We start from the raw sequence: 18,499 nt of genomic DNA on the forward strand, positions 1-18,499 counted from the left end.
GCAGGGGGCAGGACAATGACCATTCGTAAATCGCTCGCCGCCGGCCTCGCAACGCTGCTCGCCGGAGTCGCCACGCCCGCGCTGGCCCAGTCGGCACCGGTGTCGATGCAGGACGTAATCGCCGTCGCGGTGAACTCGAATCCCGAGATCGCCCAGGCGCAGTACAACAAGGAAGCGATCCAGTTCGAACGCAAGCAGGCCCAGGGACTCTACGCCCCGCGGGTCGACGTCGAAGGTTCGGGCGGGATCCGCTATCTCGATAACCCGGCGCGCCGGATCCAGAACATCGATGGAAATGCGCTCTATCCGGTGACCGGAGAAGTCCGGGCCGACTGGACCGTGATCGATTTCGGTCGTCGCCGCGGCGAATTGCTGCGCCAGGCGGCGCGGGTCGACGGCGCTTCGCTCCGCGTCGTCGAACGTTCGGAGTTCATCGCGCTGCAGGTTGCGCGCCAGTACCTTGACGTGCTGCTGCAGCAGCGCGTGGTCGCGGCCAGCGTCGATAACGTCGCGTTCCACGAAGCGCTGGTGAAGGATCTGGGTTCGGGGGTTGAGCAGGGCTCGATCTCGATCGCCGATCAGCAGCAGGCGCAGGAACGGCTCCAGGCCGCCCGGGTCCGCACGATCGAGGCCGAACAGGCCCTGACCGAAGCCAAGATCCAGCTGCGCACGCTTTCCGGGCTCGATGTCGATGCCGTGGTCCAGCCGCCGCTGCTGGCCGAATCGATGCCCGGCTCGGTCGCCGAAGCGGTGGGCCTGGCCCGCACGCAGAACCCGCGAGTGCGCGAAGCCGAAGCCGATGTCGATGCCAGCCATGCCCTGGCGAGCAGCGTCAAGGCCGACCAGCTGCCCAAGATCGGAGTCGATCTGACCGGCCGCATCGGTCACGACATCGACGGCGTCGACGGGGCGACCCGCGACGTTCAGGCCCGGGCCTATCTGCGCTGGAACATCTTCGATGGCGGGATCAACCGCGCCAACTATCAGGAGATGGTCCGCCGCGCGAGCGAGAGCCGCTACCGGCTCTACACCGTGGTCCGCCAGTCGGAAGAGGACGTCCGCACCGCCTGGACCAAGCTCGACAGCCAGACCCGGCTGACCAACGATCTCGAACTGCAAAGCAAGGTCAGCGACGATCTGCTGCTGTCCTACCGCAGCCAGTTCAACGTCGGTCGTCGTTCGCTGCTCGACGTGCTCGATTCGCAGAACGCGCGCTACAACACCCAGGTCCGCCTGGAGACGTCGCGCTTCTCGGCGATGTTCGCGCGCTATCAGACGCTGGCGGCGACCAACCGCTTCCTCTCGGCGATGAACATCGCGCCGGGCGCGGGCGCGGGCGAGAAAGAGCGGGAACGCTTCAACTACGGTCCGCCCAAGCCGGCCGAACTGGAATACCGCACCCTGCCGAAGTGACGGCAGGCGTGTGAAGGGACGGGCGTTCCGTTCCTGACATGACAGTGGGTCCCTGCATCCTCGGATGCAGGGACGCCCCACAACCGGGATATTGCATTTATGGCCGATGGGCCTTCCACCCTTGTACCGCCTGCCGACCCGCTGGTCGCGGCGCTTGCCCAGTTGGCCGAACGCTTCGGCGTTCCCTTTTCACCGGCAATGCTTGCCGGTCTTGCTCTCGACACGCGCGGACGCTTGCCGCTGCACCAGGCCGAACCGGCGCTGGAAGTGCTTGGCCTCAATTGCGATGCCCAGCGGCTGAAGCGCCTGCCCCACCGCGGCGCGGCCTATCCTGCGCTGGTTTCGCTGGGTGAAGATGGCCTGTGCGTGGTCCACGAACTGCGCGACAAAGATGCGCTGGTCTGGCGTCCGGAGACCGGAGCTGCCCAGTGGGAGCCGTTGGCCGGGATCGAAGCGGACTATTCGGGCTGGATGGCGACTGTATTCGGCGATCCCAGCGCGATCCGCGCCGAAGGCCAGCCATGGGAAGTTGGCGCTCGGTCGCACTGGTTCTGGAGCGAAGTCGCCAAGCTGCGCCGCCGTTTCGCCCCGGTATGGGTTTCGACCCTGATCATCAACATGCTGGCGCTGTCGCTGCCGCTGTTCTCGATGAACGTTTACGACCGGGTGATTCCCAACCGCACCCAGGCGACCCTGTGGGTGCTGGCGGTTGGCGTGCTCGGCGCCTTTGCCATCGAATATGCGCTGCGCCGCGCGCGCTCGGCCGTGCTCGACGAGATCGGGCACGAGCTCGACATGAAGTTGTCGCAGAAGATCTATTCCAAGATCCTCGCCGCGCCGCTGGCCGATCGCAAGGGCCATACCGGCAATATGGTGGCGCGGGTTTCCGAATACGGAATCGTTCGCGAATTCTATGCCTCGACCACCGTGATGCTGGTCATCGACCTCTTGTTCCTGGTGCTGTTCGTCGCGCTGATCGCCTGGATCGCCGGGTGGCTGGCGCTTGTCCCGCTGATCGCGATGGCAGTGATGGCGCTGATCGGCCTGCGCCTGCGCAGCCAGGTCATCCACGCCGCGCGCGAGGCCCAGGCCGATCACGGCTTGCAGCAGACCCTGCTGGTCGAATCGATTGCCGGCCTTGAAACGCTCAAGTCTATTTCGGGCGAAGGGGCGATGCTGGGCCGCTGGCGCAAGCTGGCCGAACTGGGCGCCCATTCGCAGCAGCGGTTGAAGGATGTCAGCACCACCGCGATCGGCCTCGCCTCGACCTTCCAGCAGGTTTCCAACATCGCGCTAATCGTTGGCGGCTATTACCTGTTCGATGCGGGCAAGATCACCATGGGGGCGATCGTCGCGATCGTCATGCTGTCGTCGCGCTCGCTTGCCCCGGCCGGCCAGCTCGCCTTCCTCCTGACCCGCGGCCAGCAGGCCCAGCAGACGCTCGAATCGATCCAGAAGCTGTGGGACGCACCCGACGAACGCCGGATGGGCAGCGCCACGCTGACCCCCTCTGTGCGTTCGGCTAGCATCCGCTGCGAGGGCCTCGAATTCTCCTATCCCGATGCCTCGGCCGAATCGCTCACCGACATCAATCTGATCATCAACCCCGGCGACCGGATCGCCGTGGTCGGGCGGGTCGCTTCGGGCAAGTCGACGCTGGGCCGGGTGCTGTGCGGGCTCTATGTGCCGAGCGGCGGGGCGATGCTGATCGACGGGATCGACAGCCGCCAGTACCGCCCGCAGGAACTGCGCGATGCCTTCCGCTTTGTCGGCCAGGACTCGAGCCTGTTTTCCGGCACGATCAAGGACAACCTGGCGCTGGGTGCGGGCGTTGTCGCGGACGAAAGCCTGATCGATTCGCTGCGCTTCGTCGGTGCCGACCAGTTCCTCAGCCAGGATGCCGGCGGATTCGACCGCGGCGTGGGTGAGGCCGGCAGCCGCCTGTCGGGCGGCCAGCGCAGCTTCCTGACCCTGGCCCGGGCCTTCGTCCGCCCCTCGAAGCTGCTGTTCCTCGATGAGCCGACCGGGGCGATGGACAGCCAGACCGAGAAACTATTCGTCGACCGTCTGTCCCAATCGCTGACACCCGAACAGACACTGGTTATTTCGACCCATCGTCCGGCGCTTTTTGCCATCTGCAACCGCCTGATCGTTCTGGACAAGGGACGGATTGTGGCGGACGGACCGCGGGACGAGATCATCGCCTCGGCAGGAGTGGGGCTGAAACCATGAACACGCACAACGCTGCAATCCTGGACCTGGCGCACCCGCTCGACCTGGCTGAAGCCGGCACCTTGGTGCGCCGCTGGAAGGCGGAGCATTGGCTGGCCGCGGCGATTGTGGCGATGATCGCGGCGCTGGCGCTGTCCTTCGCGGTCGAACCGCTGACCCGCGCCTTTGCTTCGGCAGCACCCGCACCGCAAGCGAGCGTCAATCTGGCCGAAGTCGGCAATGTCGCCAACATCTCGGTCGACGACAAGAGCCAGATCGTGGTCGAAGGCCAGGCCGCGCAGGACCAGAACGCCGCGATCCCGACGCTCAACCTTCCGCTTGAACACATGAAGGCCTTCGGCATCCAGGCGGCGAAGAACGAAACCTATGCCACCGCGCTCAAGTGCCTGACCCAGGCGGTCTATTACGAAGCCGCGAACGAACCGCTGCAGGGCCGCCGCGCCGTGGCCCAGGTCGTGCTCAATCGCATGCGCCACCCGGCCTATCCCAAGAGCGTCTGCGGCGTGGTCTATCAGGGGGCCGAACGCCGCACCGGCTGCCAGTTCAGCTTCACCTGTGACGGCGCGCTGCTGCGCGTCCCCGCTGCGGTGCGCTGGAACGAAGCCGCGCTGGTCGCCCGGGCCGCGCTGGCCGGCTATGTCGAACCCAGCGTTGGCACCGCCACGTTCTATCACGCCGACTATGTCCTGCCGAAATGGGCCTTCACCCTGGGCAAGATCGGCCAGATCGGCCGCCACATCTTCTATCGCTTCGGCGGCAACTGGGGCACGGCATCGGCCTTCACCGGGCGCTATGCCGGGACCGAGCGGATCCCCGCGCTGGACTTTGCTGCGCTGCGTGACCGTGCCTTGTCCGATGGCCTGACGATCGACGGCCAGATCGTCGCTGCGGACAGCTTCGTTCCCGGCCTGACTGTCACCCCCGACGTCAAGGACCGCCATGCCGAAAACGATGTCGGCGGACGGATCGACATGACCAAGACCTGGCGCCCCGCGATGCCCGATCCGGTGGCGATGAACAGCCGCTTCCAGGAAACCGTCGCCGCCACAACCACAGCTCCCACACCGGCCGCAGCGCCGAAGCAGATTGCCGTGGGCGAAATTGCAGGACCCGTGGCCCCGCAATGAGCATGAACCCGCTGCGCAGCATCTGGCATGGCTGGGATGCCAACCGCCGCCTGATCGCCGTCTGCGCGATCGGGCTGTTCCTGCTGATCGGCTGGGCGGCGATCGCCCAGGTCGATGAAATCACGCGCGGGATGGGCAAGGTCATTCCGTCGAGCAAGGTCCAGTTGATCCAGGCGTCGGAGCCCAGCACGATCGCCTCGATCCAGGTCCGCCCCGGCCAATTGGTCAAGAAGGGCGATCTGCTGGTCCAGCTTGAAAACGCCCAGTCGCAGTCGCAGATGGGCCAGCTTCAGGCCGAAAACGAGCGCCTGACCGCGCGCGCGAACCGCCTGCAGGGCGAAGGTAGCGGCGCGGGCAGCGGCGCCTGCGAAGGCGTGGCCTGCGAGGAGGAAGCCCAGCTGGCCGCGGTCCGCCGCGCCACTGCCGCAAGCAAGCAGAGCGCGCTGGCCGCCCAGATCGAACAGCGCCGCCGCGATCTGTCCGAAGGCCAGGCCACGATCGCCAGCCTTGAAGGCAGTGTCCGACTGGCGCAGCAACAGGTCGATACCCTGGCTCCGATGGTGGCCAAGAAGGTCATCCCCCAGACCGAACTTATTTCCGCCCAGCGCGAGCTAGTCGATGTGCAAGGCCGGCTGTCGGCTGCGCGCCAGGGTGCTGCCCGCGCTTCGGCAGCGATCCAGGAAGCCCAGGCCCAGTTTAGCGAGGCCCGGCTCGATTTCCGTCAGCAGGCGCTCAACGAACGCAGCGAAGTGGCGACCAAGCTGGCGGTCAACGAGCAGACCATCAAGGGTTCGGCGACCGAGCTGCGCGCGCCGGTCACCGGCTTCGTCAACGACGTCAAGGTCAACACCGTCGGCGGCTTCGTCGGCGCGGGCGAGAAGGTCATGCAGATCGTCCCGCAGGGCGACAAGCTGCTGATCGAGGCGCGCGTGACGCCAAAGGACATCGCCTTCATCAAGGAAGGCGACCGCGCCGTGGTCAAGGTCACCGCCTATGACTTCTCGATCTACGGCGGGCTGACCGGCCAGGTCCGCAACATCAGCGCCGATTCGATCTATGACGAGAACGAGCGCCAGGCCTATTACATCGTGGTGATCGAAACCGACCGCGCCTTCATCGAGAAGAACGGCCGCAAATTGCCGATCATGCCGGGAATGATCTGCGACGCCGAAATCATCACCGGACGCAAATCGATCCTGAGCTATCTGTTCAAGCCGGTGCTGAAAGCATTCGGCGAGGCGATGACCGAGCGCTAGGCGCGCTTAGCCCCTATTCAGTACCCGTGGATCCAGCGCTTGTTTTCGCTGAACGAAACGATCGGCCGGTAGTCATAGCTTTCGCTGGCATCGAGCACGCGATCGGTGGCGTTGTCGAGCAGCCAGGCCTTGCCGTCCAGCTTCACTACCAGCACGGCATGGTCGGCGGCGCGGACCGTGTCGCGGGCAATGGTCAGGTACATCGCGTCGCGATGCACGCCCAGCGCGGCAAGCAGCTGCATCTTGGCGATGGCGATGTCTTCGCAGTCGCCCGCACCGCGACGCAAGGTCTCTCCCGCGCTGGCCCAGTAGTCGGCCTTGCCGTAAAGCTCGCGGTCCTCGACATAGCGGACCTTGGCATTGGTCCAGCTGTTGACGCCGGCCAGGGTTGCCATGGATGGCGCTGCACGGCCCATATCGACCATGCGCGCGGCAAAGGATCCCGAAAGCCCGCTGCCGCGCACGCGGTTCCAGTCGCGGTCGAAGCCGGTTTTGCGGATTTCAAGGCGCTTGCTCGCCAGGAAGTTGTCGGGCGACGCGGGGAGCAGCGGGTGCAGCACGGCCGCGCTCAGCTGGGGCGCAGGTGCCACCGGCTTGATCGCCGTGACAAAGCCGCTCGCTGCGCAGGACGATGTTGCGAACACCGGCGTGTACGACATCCCTGCCGCCGGCTCCAGGGTTCCCGCCAGAGCGTGGGTCGATGCCGGCTGGACCAAAGCGGCCTGTTGCTGCCTGATCAGATCGAGCTGGCTGACCTGCCCTCCCAGAATTGCCGCAGACTTGCTTGGCGCAGGCGCGGCCTGCGCCGCAACCGTGCCGAGCGCCGGGGCGATCGAAGTCGGGCAGGCTTGCGGATTGGCAAAGGCCGAGGCGGCAACGGCCATCGGCAAGGTCGCCACGCCAAACGACGCGGCGGCCGGCTGGGCCAGCAGCACCGTGCCGAGAACGGCAGGCAATGCGGCGCAAAGGGTCCTGGTGCGGATCATGGCACCAATTTGACCGGCGCTGCTCAAGGTTACGTGTAGGCACGTAGTTAACGCATCGTTGCGGAGTTGTGCGGGGGACGGGCAATTCGGGGCGCTTGACGGTAACCGCGGATACCGCAACCGTGATGGCCATGGCCGCGCTGCTCTTTACCCTGCTGGCCGTCGTGGTGACGGGCTTTGGCGCACGCGATCAGGCCTTGCTGGCGGCGATGGTGGCGCGTCAGGGCGCGCGACCAATGCTCTTGTTGATGGCCGGGGTGACCGGAATCGTCAGCGTCATCGCGGCGATCTGGCTCTCGCAAGTCATCGCTGCAGCCTTGCCGGCACCGGCCCGTCAGCTGTTTGTCGCGATCGCGCTGGCACTGGCCGGGCTGGAGATGCTGCTGCTGACGCGGCGGCCGGTACCGCGCGAGCCGACCCATTCGCTCGGTGCCTTTGCCGTGGTCCTGTTGGCCGGACAGGTAACCGACGCGGTGCGCTTCGTCGCCATGGGCATGGCGGTTGCCAGCCGCGCGCCGCTGCTCACAGCCCTTGGCGCTGGTGCCGCGGTCCTTGCGCTGGCGGTTGCGGCGTGGATGGCCGGCGACCTGATGCGCCATCCGCACGTGATGCAGCTGCGCAGGGTCCTCGGCCTCGTCGTTTTCCTCGGGGCCATCTTGCTTGGCCTGCGGGCGCTGGGACTGGTCTAGCGGGCCGTGTTGCATAGCAATGCGCGACGTTTCGCGGAGGGCACAGCAATGCTATTGCCTGGACATGACCAAGGTAACGATCGTTTCCGACGCCAGCGATGCCCGGATCGCTGAATGGCTTGAGCGAACCCTGGGCGCTGCCTTGTCCGCCACGGATGGATCGGTGGCGATCACCATTCCCGGTGGTTCGACGCCGTTTCCGATTCTGGCGCGGCTTGAATCGGGGGCCGTCGATTGGCGCCGGATCGTCGTCTGGCCGGGGGATGACCGGGTCGTGCCCGAAGACCATCCTGCCAGCAATGTCGGCCGCATCCGCCGGGCACTTGAACCGCTTGGTGCGCGGGTCGTTGCCCTGACTGAGAATGCAACGCCCCCGCATTTCGCACTGACGTGGCTGGGGATGGGCGGGGACGGGCATATTGCCTCGCTTTTTCCCAATACCGATCCGCAAGTCGATGACCCGGCACGTGTCCGCCGCCTGATGCCCGATCCGCTGCCGCCTGAGGCACCCTTTGCCCGGCTCAGCCTGACGATCCCGGCGCTGCTGGACAGCGACGCGCTGGTCTTCGTGATCCGCGGCGCGGACAAGCGCGCGGTATTCGATGCGGCCCGGGCGGGCGAGAGCGACCTGCCGGTCGCGCGTCTGCTAGGCGCGGCGCATCAGCCGGTGACATGCTTCGCCTGATCCCGGCCCCGCTGCACCGCGCCGCGCTGGTTTCGGCGCACCGGCTGCGCCAGGTCTGGTGGCGGCTGCGCAAACCGCTGCTGCACGGCTGCCGGGTCTTGGCCTTCGATCACCGCGGCTATGTCCTGCTGGTCCGTCATTCCTATGGTAGCGGGCGCTGGATGCTGCCCGGCGGCGGGATCGGCCGCACTGAACCGCCAGTAAGTGCCGCCTTGCGCGAACTGCGCGAAGAGGTCGGCTGCGGCCTGCACCATGCCCAGGTCTTCTTCCGCGTCGATGAACCGCTTTCGGGCACGACCAACCGGGTCCAGCTGGTCTGCGGCTTGATCGACGGTCACTTGCGCCCCGACGGGCGTGAGATCATCGAAGCGGCGTTCCATGATCCCGCCGCTCTGCCCGCCAACATGGCCGCGGCGCTGGAGCGCGGCATGGCCGAATGGGTCACAGCAGCGAAAGCTGTGCTGCCCCGCCCACCGGCTGCGGAGTGACCTCGTCCTCACCGTCGAGCTGCGACAGCGTCAGCCCCATCAGTCGCACCGGCTGGGCCAGTGGCAGCACCTCGTCCAGCAAGGCATGGCCGATCGCCGAGAACTCCTCGCGCGTGGCGACCGGGCGGGCCAGCGAGCGGGCGCGGGTCAGGCCGGTGAAGTCCGCGTGCTTGAGCTTGAGCGTAATTGTCCGCCCCTGCGCCTCGACCTTGACGATCCGGTCCCAGGTGATCGCGATGATCCGTTCCAGCACCTCGCGCAGCGCCGAGCCGGAGGAGATGTCCTTGTCGAAGGTCCGCTCTGCCCCCAGCGACTTGCGCGCCCGGTTCGCCTTGACCCGGCGAAGGTCGATGCCGCGCGCGGCGCGATAGAGATAGTCGGCCTGGCTGCCGAAATGGCGCCGCAGGAAATCGATGTCCTTGGCGGCGAGGTCGGCCCCGCTTTCGATCTCCAGTGCCGCCATTTTCTCCGCACCCTTGGGTCCGATCCCGAAGAAACGCCGCACCGGCAGCCCGGCGACGAACTGGGCGCCTTCACCGGGGCGGATCAGACAGAGCCCGTCGGGCTTGTTCTGGTCGCTGGCCAGTTTGGCCAGGAACTTGTTGTAGCTGACCCCGGCGCTTGCGGTGAGGCCCGTCTCGTCCTTGATCCGCTGCCGGATCAGTTCGGCGATACGGGTGGCGGAACCGATGCCGCGCAGGTCCTCGGTCACGTCGAGAAACGCTTCGTCCAGGCTAAGCGGCTCAACCAGTGGGGTATAGTCAAGGAAGATCGCGCGGATCTGGCGCGAGACCGCGGTGTAGACGTCGAAGCGCGGACGGCGGAAGATCAGCCCGGGGCACAGCCGCTTGGCCGTGGCTGAGGGCATCGCGCTGCGGCAGCCGAACTTGCGCGCTTCATACGAACACGTGGTCAGAACCCCGCGCGGACCGTCGCCGCCGACGGCGATGGGCTTGCCGCGCAGGCTGGGATCGTCGCGCTGCTCGACGCTGGCGTAAAAGGCGTCCATGTCGACGTGAATGATCTTGCGCAGGCCAGGGGCTGCGCCGTCGTCGTCGGTCTCCTCAGGTTCCTCGGCCATGTTGGGTGATCCTAGCGCGATCGGCGGCACGGCGAAATGCATACGAAAAAGCTGGCGGAAAAGGGTAGCGCGCGCGCCGCGATGTGGCCATGAGCGATGCCATGCCCAAAGGTCATCCCTCTGCCGCCGGTTTCGGTGCCGGCCCGCGCGAGTTCATCGCGCTGATGGCGATGACCATGGCGCTGCAGGCGATGTGCATCGATTCGATGCTGCCGGCGCTGGGCCTGATCGCCCGCGATCTCGACGTCACCGATCCCAATCGCCGCCAGCTGGTGGTCGGCCTGTTCCTGTTCTTCGCCGGGGTCGGATCGCTGGTGCCCGGGGCCCTGGCCGACCGCTATGGCCGCCGCCCGGTGCTGTTCGTCTGCTTTGCGGGATTTGTCGTGCTGTCGGTGGCCTGCGCGCTGGTCCGGGATTTCACCATGCTGCTGGTCCTGCGCGCGCTGCAGGCACTGTGCACCGCCGGGTTGTCGGTCCTGCCCGGCGCGATTATCCGCGATCGCTACCACGGCGATGCGATGGCGCGGATGATGTCGACCATTTCGGTCGTCTTCATGATCGTACCCATGCTCGCCCCCAGTTTTGGCCAGGCGGTGCTGCTGTTCGCCAGCTGGCGCTGGATCTTCGGCGCCATGGCGCTGATGGGCGCAGTGGTTGCCACCTGGGTCTATTGGCGCCTGCCTGAAACGCTGCACGAGGAATACCGTCAGCCGATCGAGGCCCGGGCGATTGCAGCCAACATGTGGGAAGCGGCGACCAATCGCGCGTCCTTCGGCTATGTCATGGGCGGCGCCCTGCTGATCGGGGCACTGTTCGGCTATATCAATTCGGCGCAGCAGCTGATTGCCGAGCACCTTGGCGCCGGGGATCGCTTTCCCTTGCTGTTCGCCGTGATGGCCGGGGGCATTGCCGTTGCCAACCTGGCCAATTCGCGCATCGTCGAACGCTTCGGCGCGCGGCGCGTGTCGCATGCCGCCCTGCTCGCCTTCATCGCGGTCGGCGCGCTGCAGGTGTGGTTCGCGCACCAGCCCAATGAGACCCTGTGGCAGTTCATCCCGCTGATGACGCTCAATTGCGCGATGATCGGTTTTACCGGGGCCAACTTCGGCTCGATCGCGCTGCAGCCGTTCGCGCGCATCGCCGGAGCAGCGGCCTCGCTCCAGGCGTTCCTCCGCATGGTCTGCGGATCGGCGCTGGGGGCCCTGGTCGGTCAGGCCTATGACGGCAGTGCGCGGCCCTTGTCATGGGCCCTGTTCCTGTGCGGTCTGGCGGCGCTGGCGCTTGTACTTTACAGCGAGAAGGGGCGGCTGTTCCGCCGCCTGACCCCGCCGGGACAACCGCGGCCCGTGCCCGACCCGGCGCATTAGGAGCTGACCCCCCGTGACTGACAGCTTCGACATTGCGGTAATCGGCGGGGGCGTGAACGGCGCAGGGATTGCCCGCGATGCCGCCGGGCGCGGCGCCCGCGTGCTGCTGCTTGAAGCCGGGGATCTGGCCAGTGGGACCTCTTCGGCATCGACCAAGCTGATCCACGGCGGGCTGCGCTATCTTGAGCACTACGAGTTCGCGCTGGTGCGGGAATCGCTGACCGAGCGCGAGGCGCTGTGGCGCATTGCGCCGCACATCATTCATCCGCTGCGCTTCGTCCTGCCGCATGTGAAGGGCCTGCGCCCGCGCTGGCTGCTGCGCCTGGGGCTGTTCCTCTACGATCACATCGGCGGCCGCAAGCTGCTGCCGGCGACGCGCACGGTCGATCTGGCCGCGCATCCGGCGGGAAGGCCGCTCAAGCCGGGCTTTCACACCGCCTTCGAATATTCCGACGGCTGGGTCGACGATGCCCGGCTGGTGGTGCTCAACGCCCGTGACGTCGCCGATCGCGGTGGTACGGTGCTGACCCGCACGCCGCTGCAGGCGGCGCGGCGCGAGGGCGGCTTGTGGGTGATCGAAACCCCGGCCGGGACGTTTCGTGCCCGCGCTTTGGTCAATGCGGCGGGGCCGGCGGTACTCAAGGTCGAAGGGCTGGTCGGGGACACGCCTGACACCGGGATGCGGCTGGTGCGCGGCAGCCACATCGTGGTGCCGCGGCTGTTCGATCATCCCTTCGCCTATTTCTTTCAGCTGCCCGACGGACGGATCTTCTTCGCTATTCCCTACGAGCGCGAGTTCACCCTGATCGGCACCACCGATGTCGACCAGCGCGAGGGCGAGCCGATTGCGGCCTCGGCGGAAGAGATCGCCTATCTGTGCGAAGGGGCCAGCACCTATTTCGACCGCGCGGTCACCCCGGCCGATGTCGTCTGGACCTATTCGGGGGTGCGGCCGTTGATCGACGATGGCTCGGGCCGGCCCGAAGCGGCAACCCGCGGCTACCGGCTCGACCTGTCCGAGGCGGGCGAAGGCGCGCCGCTGCTCAGCGTTTATGGCGGCAAGATCACTACTTATCGCCATCTGGCCGAGGAAGCCGTGGACCTGCTTTCACCGCGCCTGGCAGCGCTGGAAAGCGGGCCTTGGTCCACGACCCAGCCGCTGCCTGGGGGAGACTTCGCGGTCGACGGTCTCGAGGCGCTCAAGGCCGCGCTGGCGGCGGAGCACACCGATCTCGACGCGGCCACGATCGACCGCGTTGCCCGCGCCTATGGGACCCGCGCGCGCCGCTGGCTGGACCAGGACCGTGGGCGCGATTTCGGCGGCGGTCTGTGCCAGGCCGAGGTCGACTATCTCGTGGCCGAGGAATGGGCCAGGACCGCCGAGGACGTGCTGTGGCGCCGGACCAAGCTGGGCTTGCGGCTAGACGCGCAGCAGCGGGCGGCGCTGGCGGAGTACCTCGGCAACTAGCTCAACCCTGCCCCAGGCTCCGCCAGGCCAGGTCGGCGAATTCGCACAGCAGCGGCCGGGTTTCGCGCGGATCGATGATGTCCTCGATCCCGAAGATCTCGGCGGTGCGGAACGGACTGCGCACCTTGTTGAGCCGCTCGCGGATCGCGGCAAGATGCGCGGCGGGGTCGTCCGCCGCCTCGATCTCGGCCTTGTAGGCCACTTCGATCCCGCCCTCGATCGGCAGGCTGCCCCAGTCGCCGCTAGGCCAGGCGAAGCGGTACTGAAAGGTCTCGGCATTGCTCATCGCCGATCCGGCGATGCCATAGGCGCGGCGGATCACCACGCAGCACAGCGGCACGGTGGCGCGGTAGACCGCGTTCATCGCCTGGACGCCGTAGCGGATCGTCCCGGCCATCTCCGCCTCGCGCCCGATCATGAAACCGGGGTTGTCGACCAGGTGGACCACCGGCAGGCGGAACTGGTCGGCCAGCTTGATGAAGCGTTCAACCTTTTCGCTGGTCCGCGCTTCCCATGATCCGCCGAGGAAGCTGGGGTCGCTGGCCAGCACCGCCACCGGCCAGCCGTCAAGCCGGGCAAAGGCGGTGATCGCGGCGCGGCCCCACAGCTTGCCCATTTCGAACACACTGTCCTTGTCGAAGACCATTTCGAGCAGGCGGCGCATCGAATAGACCTGCTTGGCTTCGCGCGGAACCAGGCCGACCAGCGCCTGTTCGCGGCGGTCGACCGGATCGGCGCAGTGGGTGCGCGGCGCGGCCTGGCCGACATGGCTGGGCAGATAGGACAGGAACCGGCGGGCGCGGGCGAAGGCCTCGTTCTCGCTGCCGACTTCCTCGTCGACCACGCCGTTGCGGGTGTGGATGTCGCTGCCGCCCAGACTTTCCTTGTCACTCGCCTCGCCGATCGCCTCGACCACGGCAGGTCCGGCTGCGAACAGCTGGGACAGCCCCTTGACCATCAGCGAGTAATGGCTCGCCACCACGCGCGCCGCGCCAAGGCCGGCGGTCGGCCCCAGCGCCAGCGCCACGACCGGCACAGTCTCCAGGTTCTTGACTACGTCACCCCAGCCGGGAACCGCGGGTACATAGGTCGCCCCCATCGTCTCCAGCGTCTTGACCGATCCGCCGCCGCCGGTGCCGTCGATCATCCGGATCAGCGGGATTTTCAGCGTGTGCGCCATCGCCTCGCACTGTTCGAACTTGCGCTTGATCGCGGCATCGGCAGCGCCGCCGCGCACGGTGAAGTCGTCAGCGCTGGCCACCACCGGGCGGCCTTCGATGTCGGCGCGGCCGAAAATCAGGTTCGACGGGGCCAGATGGAGCAGGTCGCCGTTTTCGTCATAGCTGCCCTTGCCGGCGATCTTGCCAATCTCGCGGAAGCTGCCCGGATCGACCAGTCCCTTGATCCGCGCGCGGGCGTCCAGCTTGCCCCGGCCATGCTGCCGCCCGACCTTTTCCGGCCCGCCCATCGCCTCGGCCAGCTTGCGGCGGCGGCGCAGTTCCTCGACTTCGCTTTTCCAGGTCATGCGCGCTCCCAACAGGAAATCCTCAAGATAGTCGCTAGGCCGCTGCGGCGCGGGCCGCAATGCCCCTTGCACTCGGCAAAAGCCGCCACTAGAGCGACGCGCAATTGCAGGGTTTTCCCAATGGGGCTTTTCCATGGCTGAGTCTGACCGTTTCAATACCACCGCCGGCTGGGTGCTGTTCTCTGGCATTATCGCGCTGGGCCTTTCGGCCGTGTCGAGCGGCTATTTCCAGGCCGACAAGCATCACGCACCCAAGGAAGAAGCCGCAGAAGGCGGCGGCGGCAAGGCTGCTGTGCCGATCGAAACGCTGCTGGCCAGTGCCGACCCGGCCAAGGGCGAAGCCGCTTCGAAGAAGTGTGCCGCCTGCCACACCTTCAACCAGGGCGGGGCCAACGGCATCGGGCCGAACCTTTACGGCGTGCTGGGCGAAGCGGTGGCCGCAGGCCGCGGCGGCTTTGCCTTTTCCGACGCGCTCAAGGCCAAGGGCGGCAAGTGGGACTTCACCAGCCTCAACGAATGGCTGACGAGCCCGAAGGCCTTTGCTCCAGGCACCAAGATGAGCTTCGCCGGGATCCCCGACGCGGCTGAGCGCGCCAATCTGATGGCCTGGCTCAACACGCTCGGCTCGAACCTGCCGCTGCCCGCCGCTCCGGCGGCTCCGGCTGCTGGTGAAGAAGGCGCCGCGCCTGCCGCTGCCGCTGTTGTTGGCGATGCCGCCGCCGGCGAAAAGAGCTTTGCCAAGTGCAAGGCCTGCCACACCATCACGCCGGGCGGCGCCAATGGCATCGGTCCGAACCTGGCCGGCGTCCATGGCGAACCGATCGGCCAGGGCCGCGGCGGCTTTGCCTTCTCCGACGCACTCAAGGGCAAGGGCGGCAATTGGGACGACGCCAGCCTCGATGCCTGGCTGACCAACCCCAAGAGCTTTGCCCCGGGCACCAAGATGACCTTTGCCGGCATCGCCGATGCCCAGGAACGCGCCAACGTCATCGCCTATCTGAAGACCGTCAAGTAGCACTGGCTTTCATGGCGAAACCAAAGGGGCGGGGCCGCAAGGCTCCGCCCCTTTCGTATGGCCGCGACGCGAGACCTGCCACTTCACAGTCTGGCAAAGCAAACAACTCTTGCATCCACGGGATTTCGCGACCAGATAGTGAACCATATGGTTCAGCAATATCCGCCCACGCTCGATTCATCATTCGCCGCGCTGGCCGATCCGACCCGGCGCGGGGTGCTGGAACGGCTTGGCAGCGGCGATCACTCGATCTCGGACCTTGCCGCAACATTCGGAATGACACTGACGGGCATGAAGAAGCATGTCAGCGTCCTCGAACGCGCCGGGTTCGTCGCCACGCGCAAGGTGGGCCGGGTGCGCACCTGCGGGCTGGGCGCGCGGCGGCTTGAACAGGAAGCGGCCTGGATCGACCAGCTGCGCCAGACCTGGGACGCCCGCTTCGCCGCGCTCGATAGCGTGATAGCCGACTTACAGAAGGAGAAGACCAATGAGCATGGGTGAAACCCCGGGCGCTGCGGTGCCCGCCAAGACCAGCGTAGAACGGCGCACCGACCGGGATGTCTACATCACCCGCCGCTTCGCCGCGCCGCTGGCGATCGTTTACGAGGCGTGGTCGCGGCCAGAGCTGTTCCGCCAGTGGTGGGTGCCGCGTTCGGCGGGGATAACCCTGCTCAGCTGCGAAATGGACGTGCGCACCGGCGGGACCTACCGCCTGGAATTCGGTCACCCGCAGTCGGACACGCCGATGGCCTTCTTTGGCACCTACCAGGACGTGGTGCCGAATTCACACATCGCCTGGACCAACGAGGAGAACCCGCAAGGGTCGGTAACCACGGTGACATTCACCGAAGAGGACGGCCTGACCAAGGTCCAAATTCACGAATGCTACCCCTCGAAGGAAGCGCTCGACGAAGAAATCGCTTCGGGCGGGGCTGCCGACGGGATGCAGGAAACGCTGGATCAGCTGGAAGAATTCGTCACCGCGCCCGCGAAGGGATAAGCGCGCTTCAGCCTTTGAAGCCCTGGGCGATCACGTACCATTCCGAACTGTCCTTGCGGCTGGCCGGTGGCTTGGCATGCTTGACGCTGGTGAAGTGCCTTTTCAGCAGCGCAAGCAGCTCGGCATCGGTCCCGCCGGCCAGAACCTTGGCGACGAAGGCACCGCCGGGGGCAAGGTGCTGGATCGCAAAGTCGGCTGCGGTTTCCACCAGGCCCATTGTGCGCAGATGGTCGGTCTGCTTGTGGCCGACAGTATTGGCGGCCATGTCTGAGACCACCAGATCGGGCGGGCCATCAAGGGCTTCCAGCAAGGCAGCGGGCGCCTCGTCGGCCATGAAGTCCATCTGGAAGATCGACACCCCTTCGATCGGGTCGGTCGGCAGCAGGTCGATCCCGACCACCGCGGCCTGCGGGCTGCGTTGGCGCACGACCTGGCTCCACCCGCCGGGTGCGATGCCCAGGTCGACTACCCGCCGGGCCTGTTTGACCAGGGCAAATTTGTCATCAAGTTCGATCAGCTTGAATGCAGCCCGGCTGCGCCAGCCCTGGGCCTTGGCCGCCTTGACGTAGGGATCGTTGAGCTGGCGCTGCAGCCACTTGGTCGAGCTTTGCGTGCGCTTCTTCGCAGTCTTGACCCGGGTAACGGGGTCTTTCCCGGAACGGCTCATGCCCGCGCGTTTCGCCGGGCTTCGCGCAGCGCCGCGCGGCTTTTTTCCGCAGCCCCGCCTGCGGCCATCAGGCTACGCAAAATGCCTTCGCGAATGCCGCGGTCGGCCACGCCCAGCCGGTCGGCCGGCCAGATATCGAGGATTGTCTCAAGGATCGCACAGCCCGCTACGACCAGATCCGATCGTTCGCGCCCGATGCAAGGCTGGGTCCGGCGCACGGCCGGGCTCATCTCCGAAAGCCGCGCCGCGATGCCGCGCATCGATTCGGCCGGGACGATCAACCCGTCGACCGCGCGGCGATCATATTGCGGCAAATCCAGGTGGACGCTGGCCAGGGTGGTTACCGTACCGCTGGTGCCAAGCAGGCGCAGCGGTGTCTGCTTTTCCTGCTCGACCTGCAAACGGTCCCACACCCGCACGGTGAACGGGGCCAGGCTATCGCGCACCAGCTCGCGCATTCTGGCGTAGCGCGCGGCACGGCCGTCATCGTCGTCGGGTTCGTCACCGCAGGTTTCGGTCAGCGAAACGACGCCCCACGGCACGCTTTGCCAGTCGTGGATCCGCGGGATTTCACCGCGAACCGATTCGACCAGAACCATCTCGGTCGATCCGCCGCCGATGTCGAAGATCATCGCGGGACCTTCGCCCTGCTCAAGCAGCAGATGGCAGCCGAGCACGGCCAGCCGCGCCTCTTCCTTGGCGCTGATGATGTCGAGCGCGATGCCAGTCTCGCGGCGGACACGCTCGATGAATTCCTCGCCATTGGTGGCGCGGCGGCAGGCCTCGGTCGCGACCGAGCGGGCGAGATAGACATTGCGGCGGCGCAGCTTGTCGGCGCAGACCGTCAGTGCGCCCAGCGCGCGGTCCATTGCCGCTTCGCTCAGCCGGCCTGACTGGGCCAGACCTTCGCCCAGCCGCACCACGCGGCTGAAAGCGTCGATGACCACGAAGTGTTCACCTTGCGGCCGGGCAATCAGCAGACGGCAATTGTTAGTGCCAAGATCGATCGCGGCAAAGGCCTGGCGGTGAAAAGGCAATACCCCCCACTGCGCGCCAGGACGCGGTACTGGATCGGTATTGTGGCCGCCCGGGCGGGGAGGGGAACTGTCGGCTGGCGAATCGCCGGTTGCAGGCTTGCGTCCGTCGGAATCTTCGTCAGGCCGGTTGTCGTTCTCCTCGCGCATGGCCGGCGGATGGTTCTCCGCCATGATCTCTGCACTCTTTATCATTATCCCGTCAGGTGTGACGGGTACCTGCGCCTGATGGTAGCGACGGCAGTCGCAGGGGGCAAGGCTTGGGTATCAAAGTGGCCATTCGCACGGGGTTGACCTACTGCGCCCTCGGTCTTAGAGGCACTCGCCTGATTGCCCGATCCTCTAATGGTAAGAGAGCGGACTCTGACTCCGTCAATCAAGGTTCGAGTCCTTGTCGGGCATCCATCCCTCCATCGCACAGCCGGCAATGCGTGACGCGCCAATCGCGCTTTGACACGCGCCGGCA

The 18,499-nt window shown here is 66.5% G+C and carries 17 protein-coding genes and 1 tRNA gene; 13 read left to right on the forward strand and 5 right to left on the reverse strand.

Going from position 1 to position 18,499, the window contains the following annotated elements; translation table 11 throughout:
* Positions 1–15: 15 nt before the first annotated feature.
* The 4 genes from ACFFF7_RS12055 (at position 16) to ACFFF7_RS12070 (ending at position 6,028) form a co-directional block, all read left to right on the forward strand.
* Positions 16–1,413, forward strand: a complete 1,398-nt coding sequence (locus ACFFF7_RS12055; RefSeq protein ID WP_379481598.1) for a TolC family protein — start codon at positions 16–18, stop codon at positions 1,411–1,413.
* Between the two features lie 99 nt (positions 1,414–1,512).
* Positions 1,513–3,645 (forward strand): ATP-binding cassette domain-containing protein, encoded by a 2,133-nt coding sequence (locus ACFFF7_RS12060; RefSeq protein ID WP_379481599.1) that lies wholly within the window; start codon positions 1,513–1,515, stop codon positions 3,643–3,645.
* A complete protein-coding gene (locus ACFFF7_RS12065) occupies positions 3,642–4,772 on the forward strand; it encodes a cell wall hydrolase (RefSeq protein WP_379481600.1) in 1,131 nt (376 codons plus the stop codon). Before ACFFF7_RS12060 ends, ACFFF7_RS12065 begins: the two co-directional genes overlap by 4 nt.
* Entirely contained in the window at positions 4,769–6,028 is a 1,260-nt protein-coding gene (locus ACFFF7_RS12070; protein ID WP_379481601.1) for an HlyD family type I secretion periplasmic adaptor subunit, read from the forward strand. Before ACFFF7_RS12065 ends, ACFFF7_RS12070 begins: the two co-directional genes overlap by 4 nt.
* 17 nt (positions 6,029–6,045) lie before the next feature.
* On the opposite strand, the gene ACFFF7_RS12075 is transcribed toward ACFFF7_RS12070, so the two are convergent.
* Positions 6,046–7,014 (reverse strand): transglutaminase-like cysteine peptidase, encoded by a 969-nt coding sequence (locus tag ACFFF7_RS12075; RefSeq protein ID WP_379481602.1) that lies wholly within the window; start codon positions 7,012–7,014, stop codon positions 6,046–6,048.
* A gap of 95 nt (positions 7,015–7,109) precedes the next feature.
* On the opposite strand from ACFFF7_RS12075, the gene ACFFF7_RS12080 reads away from it, so the two are divergent.
* The 3 genes from ACFFF7_RS12080 (at position 7,110) to ACFFF7_RS12090 (ending at position 8,876) form a co-directional block, all read left to right on the forward strand.
* Positions 7,110–7,703 (forward strand): hypothetical protein, encoded by a 594-nt coding sequence (locus ACFFF7_RS12080; protein ID WP_379481603.1) that lies wholly within the window; start codon positions 7,110–7,112, stop codon positions 7,701–7,703.
* A gap of 64 nt (positions 7,704–7,767) precedes the next feature.
* Positions 7,768–8,388: a 6-phosphogluconolactonase gene (locus tag ACFFF7_RS12085; RefSeq protein ID WP_379481604.1), complete on the forward strand. Its 621-nt coding sequence runs from the start codon at positions 7,768–7,770 to the stop codon at positions 8,386–8,388.
* Complete coding sequence (locus ACFFF7_RS12090; protein WP_379481605.1) at positions 8,376–8,876, forward strand: NUDIX domain-containing protein; 501 nt, start codon at positions 8,376–8,378, stop codon at positions 8,874–8,876. Before ACFFF7_RS12085 ends, ACFFF7_RS12090 begins: the two co-directional genes overlap by 13 nt.
* Here the strand turns inward: ACFFF7_RS12090 and dinB are convergent.
* Positions 8,830–9,957: a DNA polymerase IV gene (dinB, locus tag ACFFF7_RS12095; RefSeq protein ID WP_379481606.1), complete on the reverse strand. Its 1,128-nt coding sequence runs from the start codon at positions 9,955–9,957 to the stop codon at positions 8,830–8,832. The two genes, ACFFF7_RS12090 and dinB, sit on opposite strands and share 47 nt — an antisense overlap.
* 89 nt (positions 9,958–10,046) lie before the next feature.
* On the opposite strand from dinB, the gene ACFFF7_RS12100 reads away from it, so the two are divergent.
* Both ACFFF7_RS12100 and ACFFF7_RS12105 read left to right on the forward strand, forming a co-directional pair.
* Positions 10,047–11,324, forward strand: coding sequence for a multidrug effflux MFS transporter (locus ACFFF7_RS12100; protein WP_379481607.1), 1,278 nt, complete (start codon positions 10,047–10,049; stop codon positions 11,322–11,324).
* Between the two features lie 13 nt (positions 11,325–11,337).
* Complete coding sequence (locus tag ACFFF7_RS12105) at positions 11,338–12,792, forward strand: glycerol-3-phosphate dehydrogenase (RefSeq protein WP_379481608.1); 1,455 nt, start codon at positions 11,338–11,340, stop codon at positions 12,790–12,792.
* 1 nt (position 12,793) lies between these two features.
* Here the strand turns inward: ACFFF7_RS12105 and ACFFF7_RS12110 are convergent, their stop codons facing one another.
* Positions 12,794–14,317 carry an acyl-CoA carboxylase subunit beta gene (locus ACFFF7_RS12110; protein WP_379481609.1) on the reverse strand — a complete coding sequence of 508 codons (1,524 nt, stop codon included), beginning with the start codon at positions 14,315–14,317 and terminating at the stop codon, positions 12,794–12,796.
* 133 nt (positions 14,318–14,450) lie between these two features.
* On the opposite strand from ACFFF7_RS12110, the gene ACFFF7_RS12115 reads away from it, so the two are divergent.
* The 3 genes from ACFFF7_RS12115 (at position 14,451) to ACFFF7_RS12125 (ending at position 16,332) form a co-directional block, all read left to right on the forward strand.
* Positions 14,451–15,332, forward strand: coding sequence for a c-type cytochrome (locus ACFFF7_RS12115; RefSeq protein ID WP_379481610.1), 882 nt, complete (start codon positions 14,451–14,453; stop codon positions 15,330–15,332).
* Between the two features lie 147 nt (positions 15,333–15,479).
* Complete coding sequence (locus ACFFF7_RS12120) at positions 15,480–15,833, forward strand: ArsR/SmtB family transcription factor (RefSeq protein WP_379481611.1); 354 nt, start codon at positions 15,480–15,482, stop codon at positions 15,831–15,833.
* Positions 15,820–16,332, forward strand: a complete 513-nt coding sequence (locus ACFFF7_RS12125; RefSeq protein ID WP_379481612.1) for an SRPBCC domain-containing protein — start codon at positions 15,820–15,822, stop codon at positions 16,330–16,332. Before ACFFF7_RS12120 ends, ACFFF7_RS12125 begins: the two co-directional genes overlap by 14 nt.
* A 7-nt stretch (positions 16,333–16,339) precedes the next feature.
* Here the strand turns inward: ACFFF7_RS12125 and ACFFF7_RS12130 are convergent, their stop codons facing one another.
* Together ACFFF7_RS12130 and ACFFF7_RS12135 are read right to left on the reverse strand one after the other, a co-directional pair.
* A complete protein-coding gene (locus ACFFF7_RS12130; RefSeq protein ID WP_379481613.1) occupies positions 16,340–16,999 on the reverse strand; it encodes an RlmE family RNA methyltransferase in 660 nt (219 codons plus the stop codon).
* Positions 16,996–18,228 (reverse strand): Ppx/GppA phosphatase family protein, encoded by a 1,233-nt coding sequence (locus tag ACFFF7_RS12135; RefSeq protein ID WP_379481614.1) that lies wholly within the window; start codon positions 18,226–18,228, stop codon positions 16,996–16,998. The genes ACFFF7_RS12130 and ACFFF7_RS12135 overlap by 4 nt, the downstream gene beginning before the upstream one ends.
* A 136-nt stretch (positions 18,229–18,364) precedes the next feature.
* Between ACFFF7_RS12135 and ACFFF7_RS12140 the strand changes: the two genes are divergently transcribed.
* Positions 18,365–18,438: transfer RNA gene (locus ACFFF7_RS12140), tRNA-Gln, on the forward strand.
* The last annotated feature ends 61 nt before the right edge of the window (positions 18,439–18,499 follow it).

This window comes from Novosphingobium aquiterrae (genome assembly GCF_042434435.1).
Lineage (GTDB): Bacteria > Pseudomonadota > Alphaproteobacteria > Sphingomonadales > Sphingomonadaceae > Novosphingobium > Novosphingobium aquiterrae.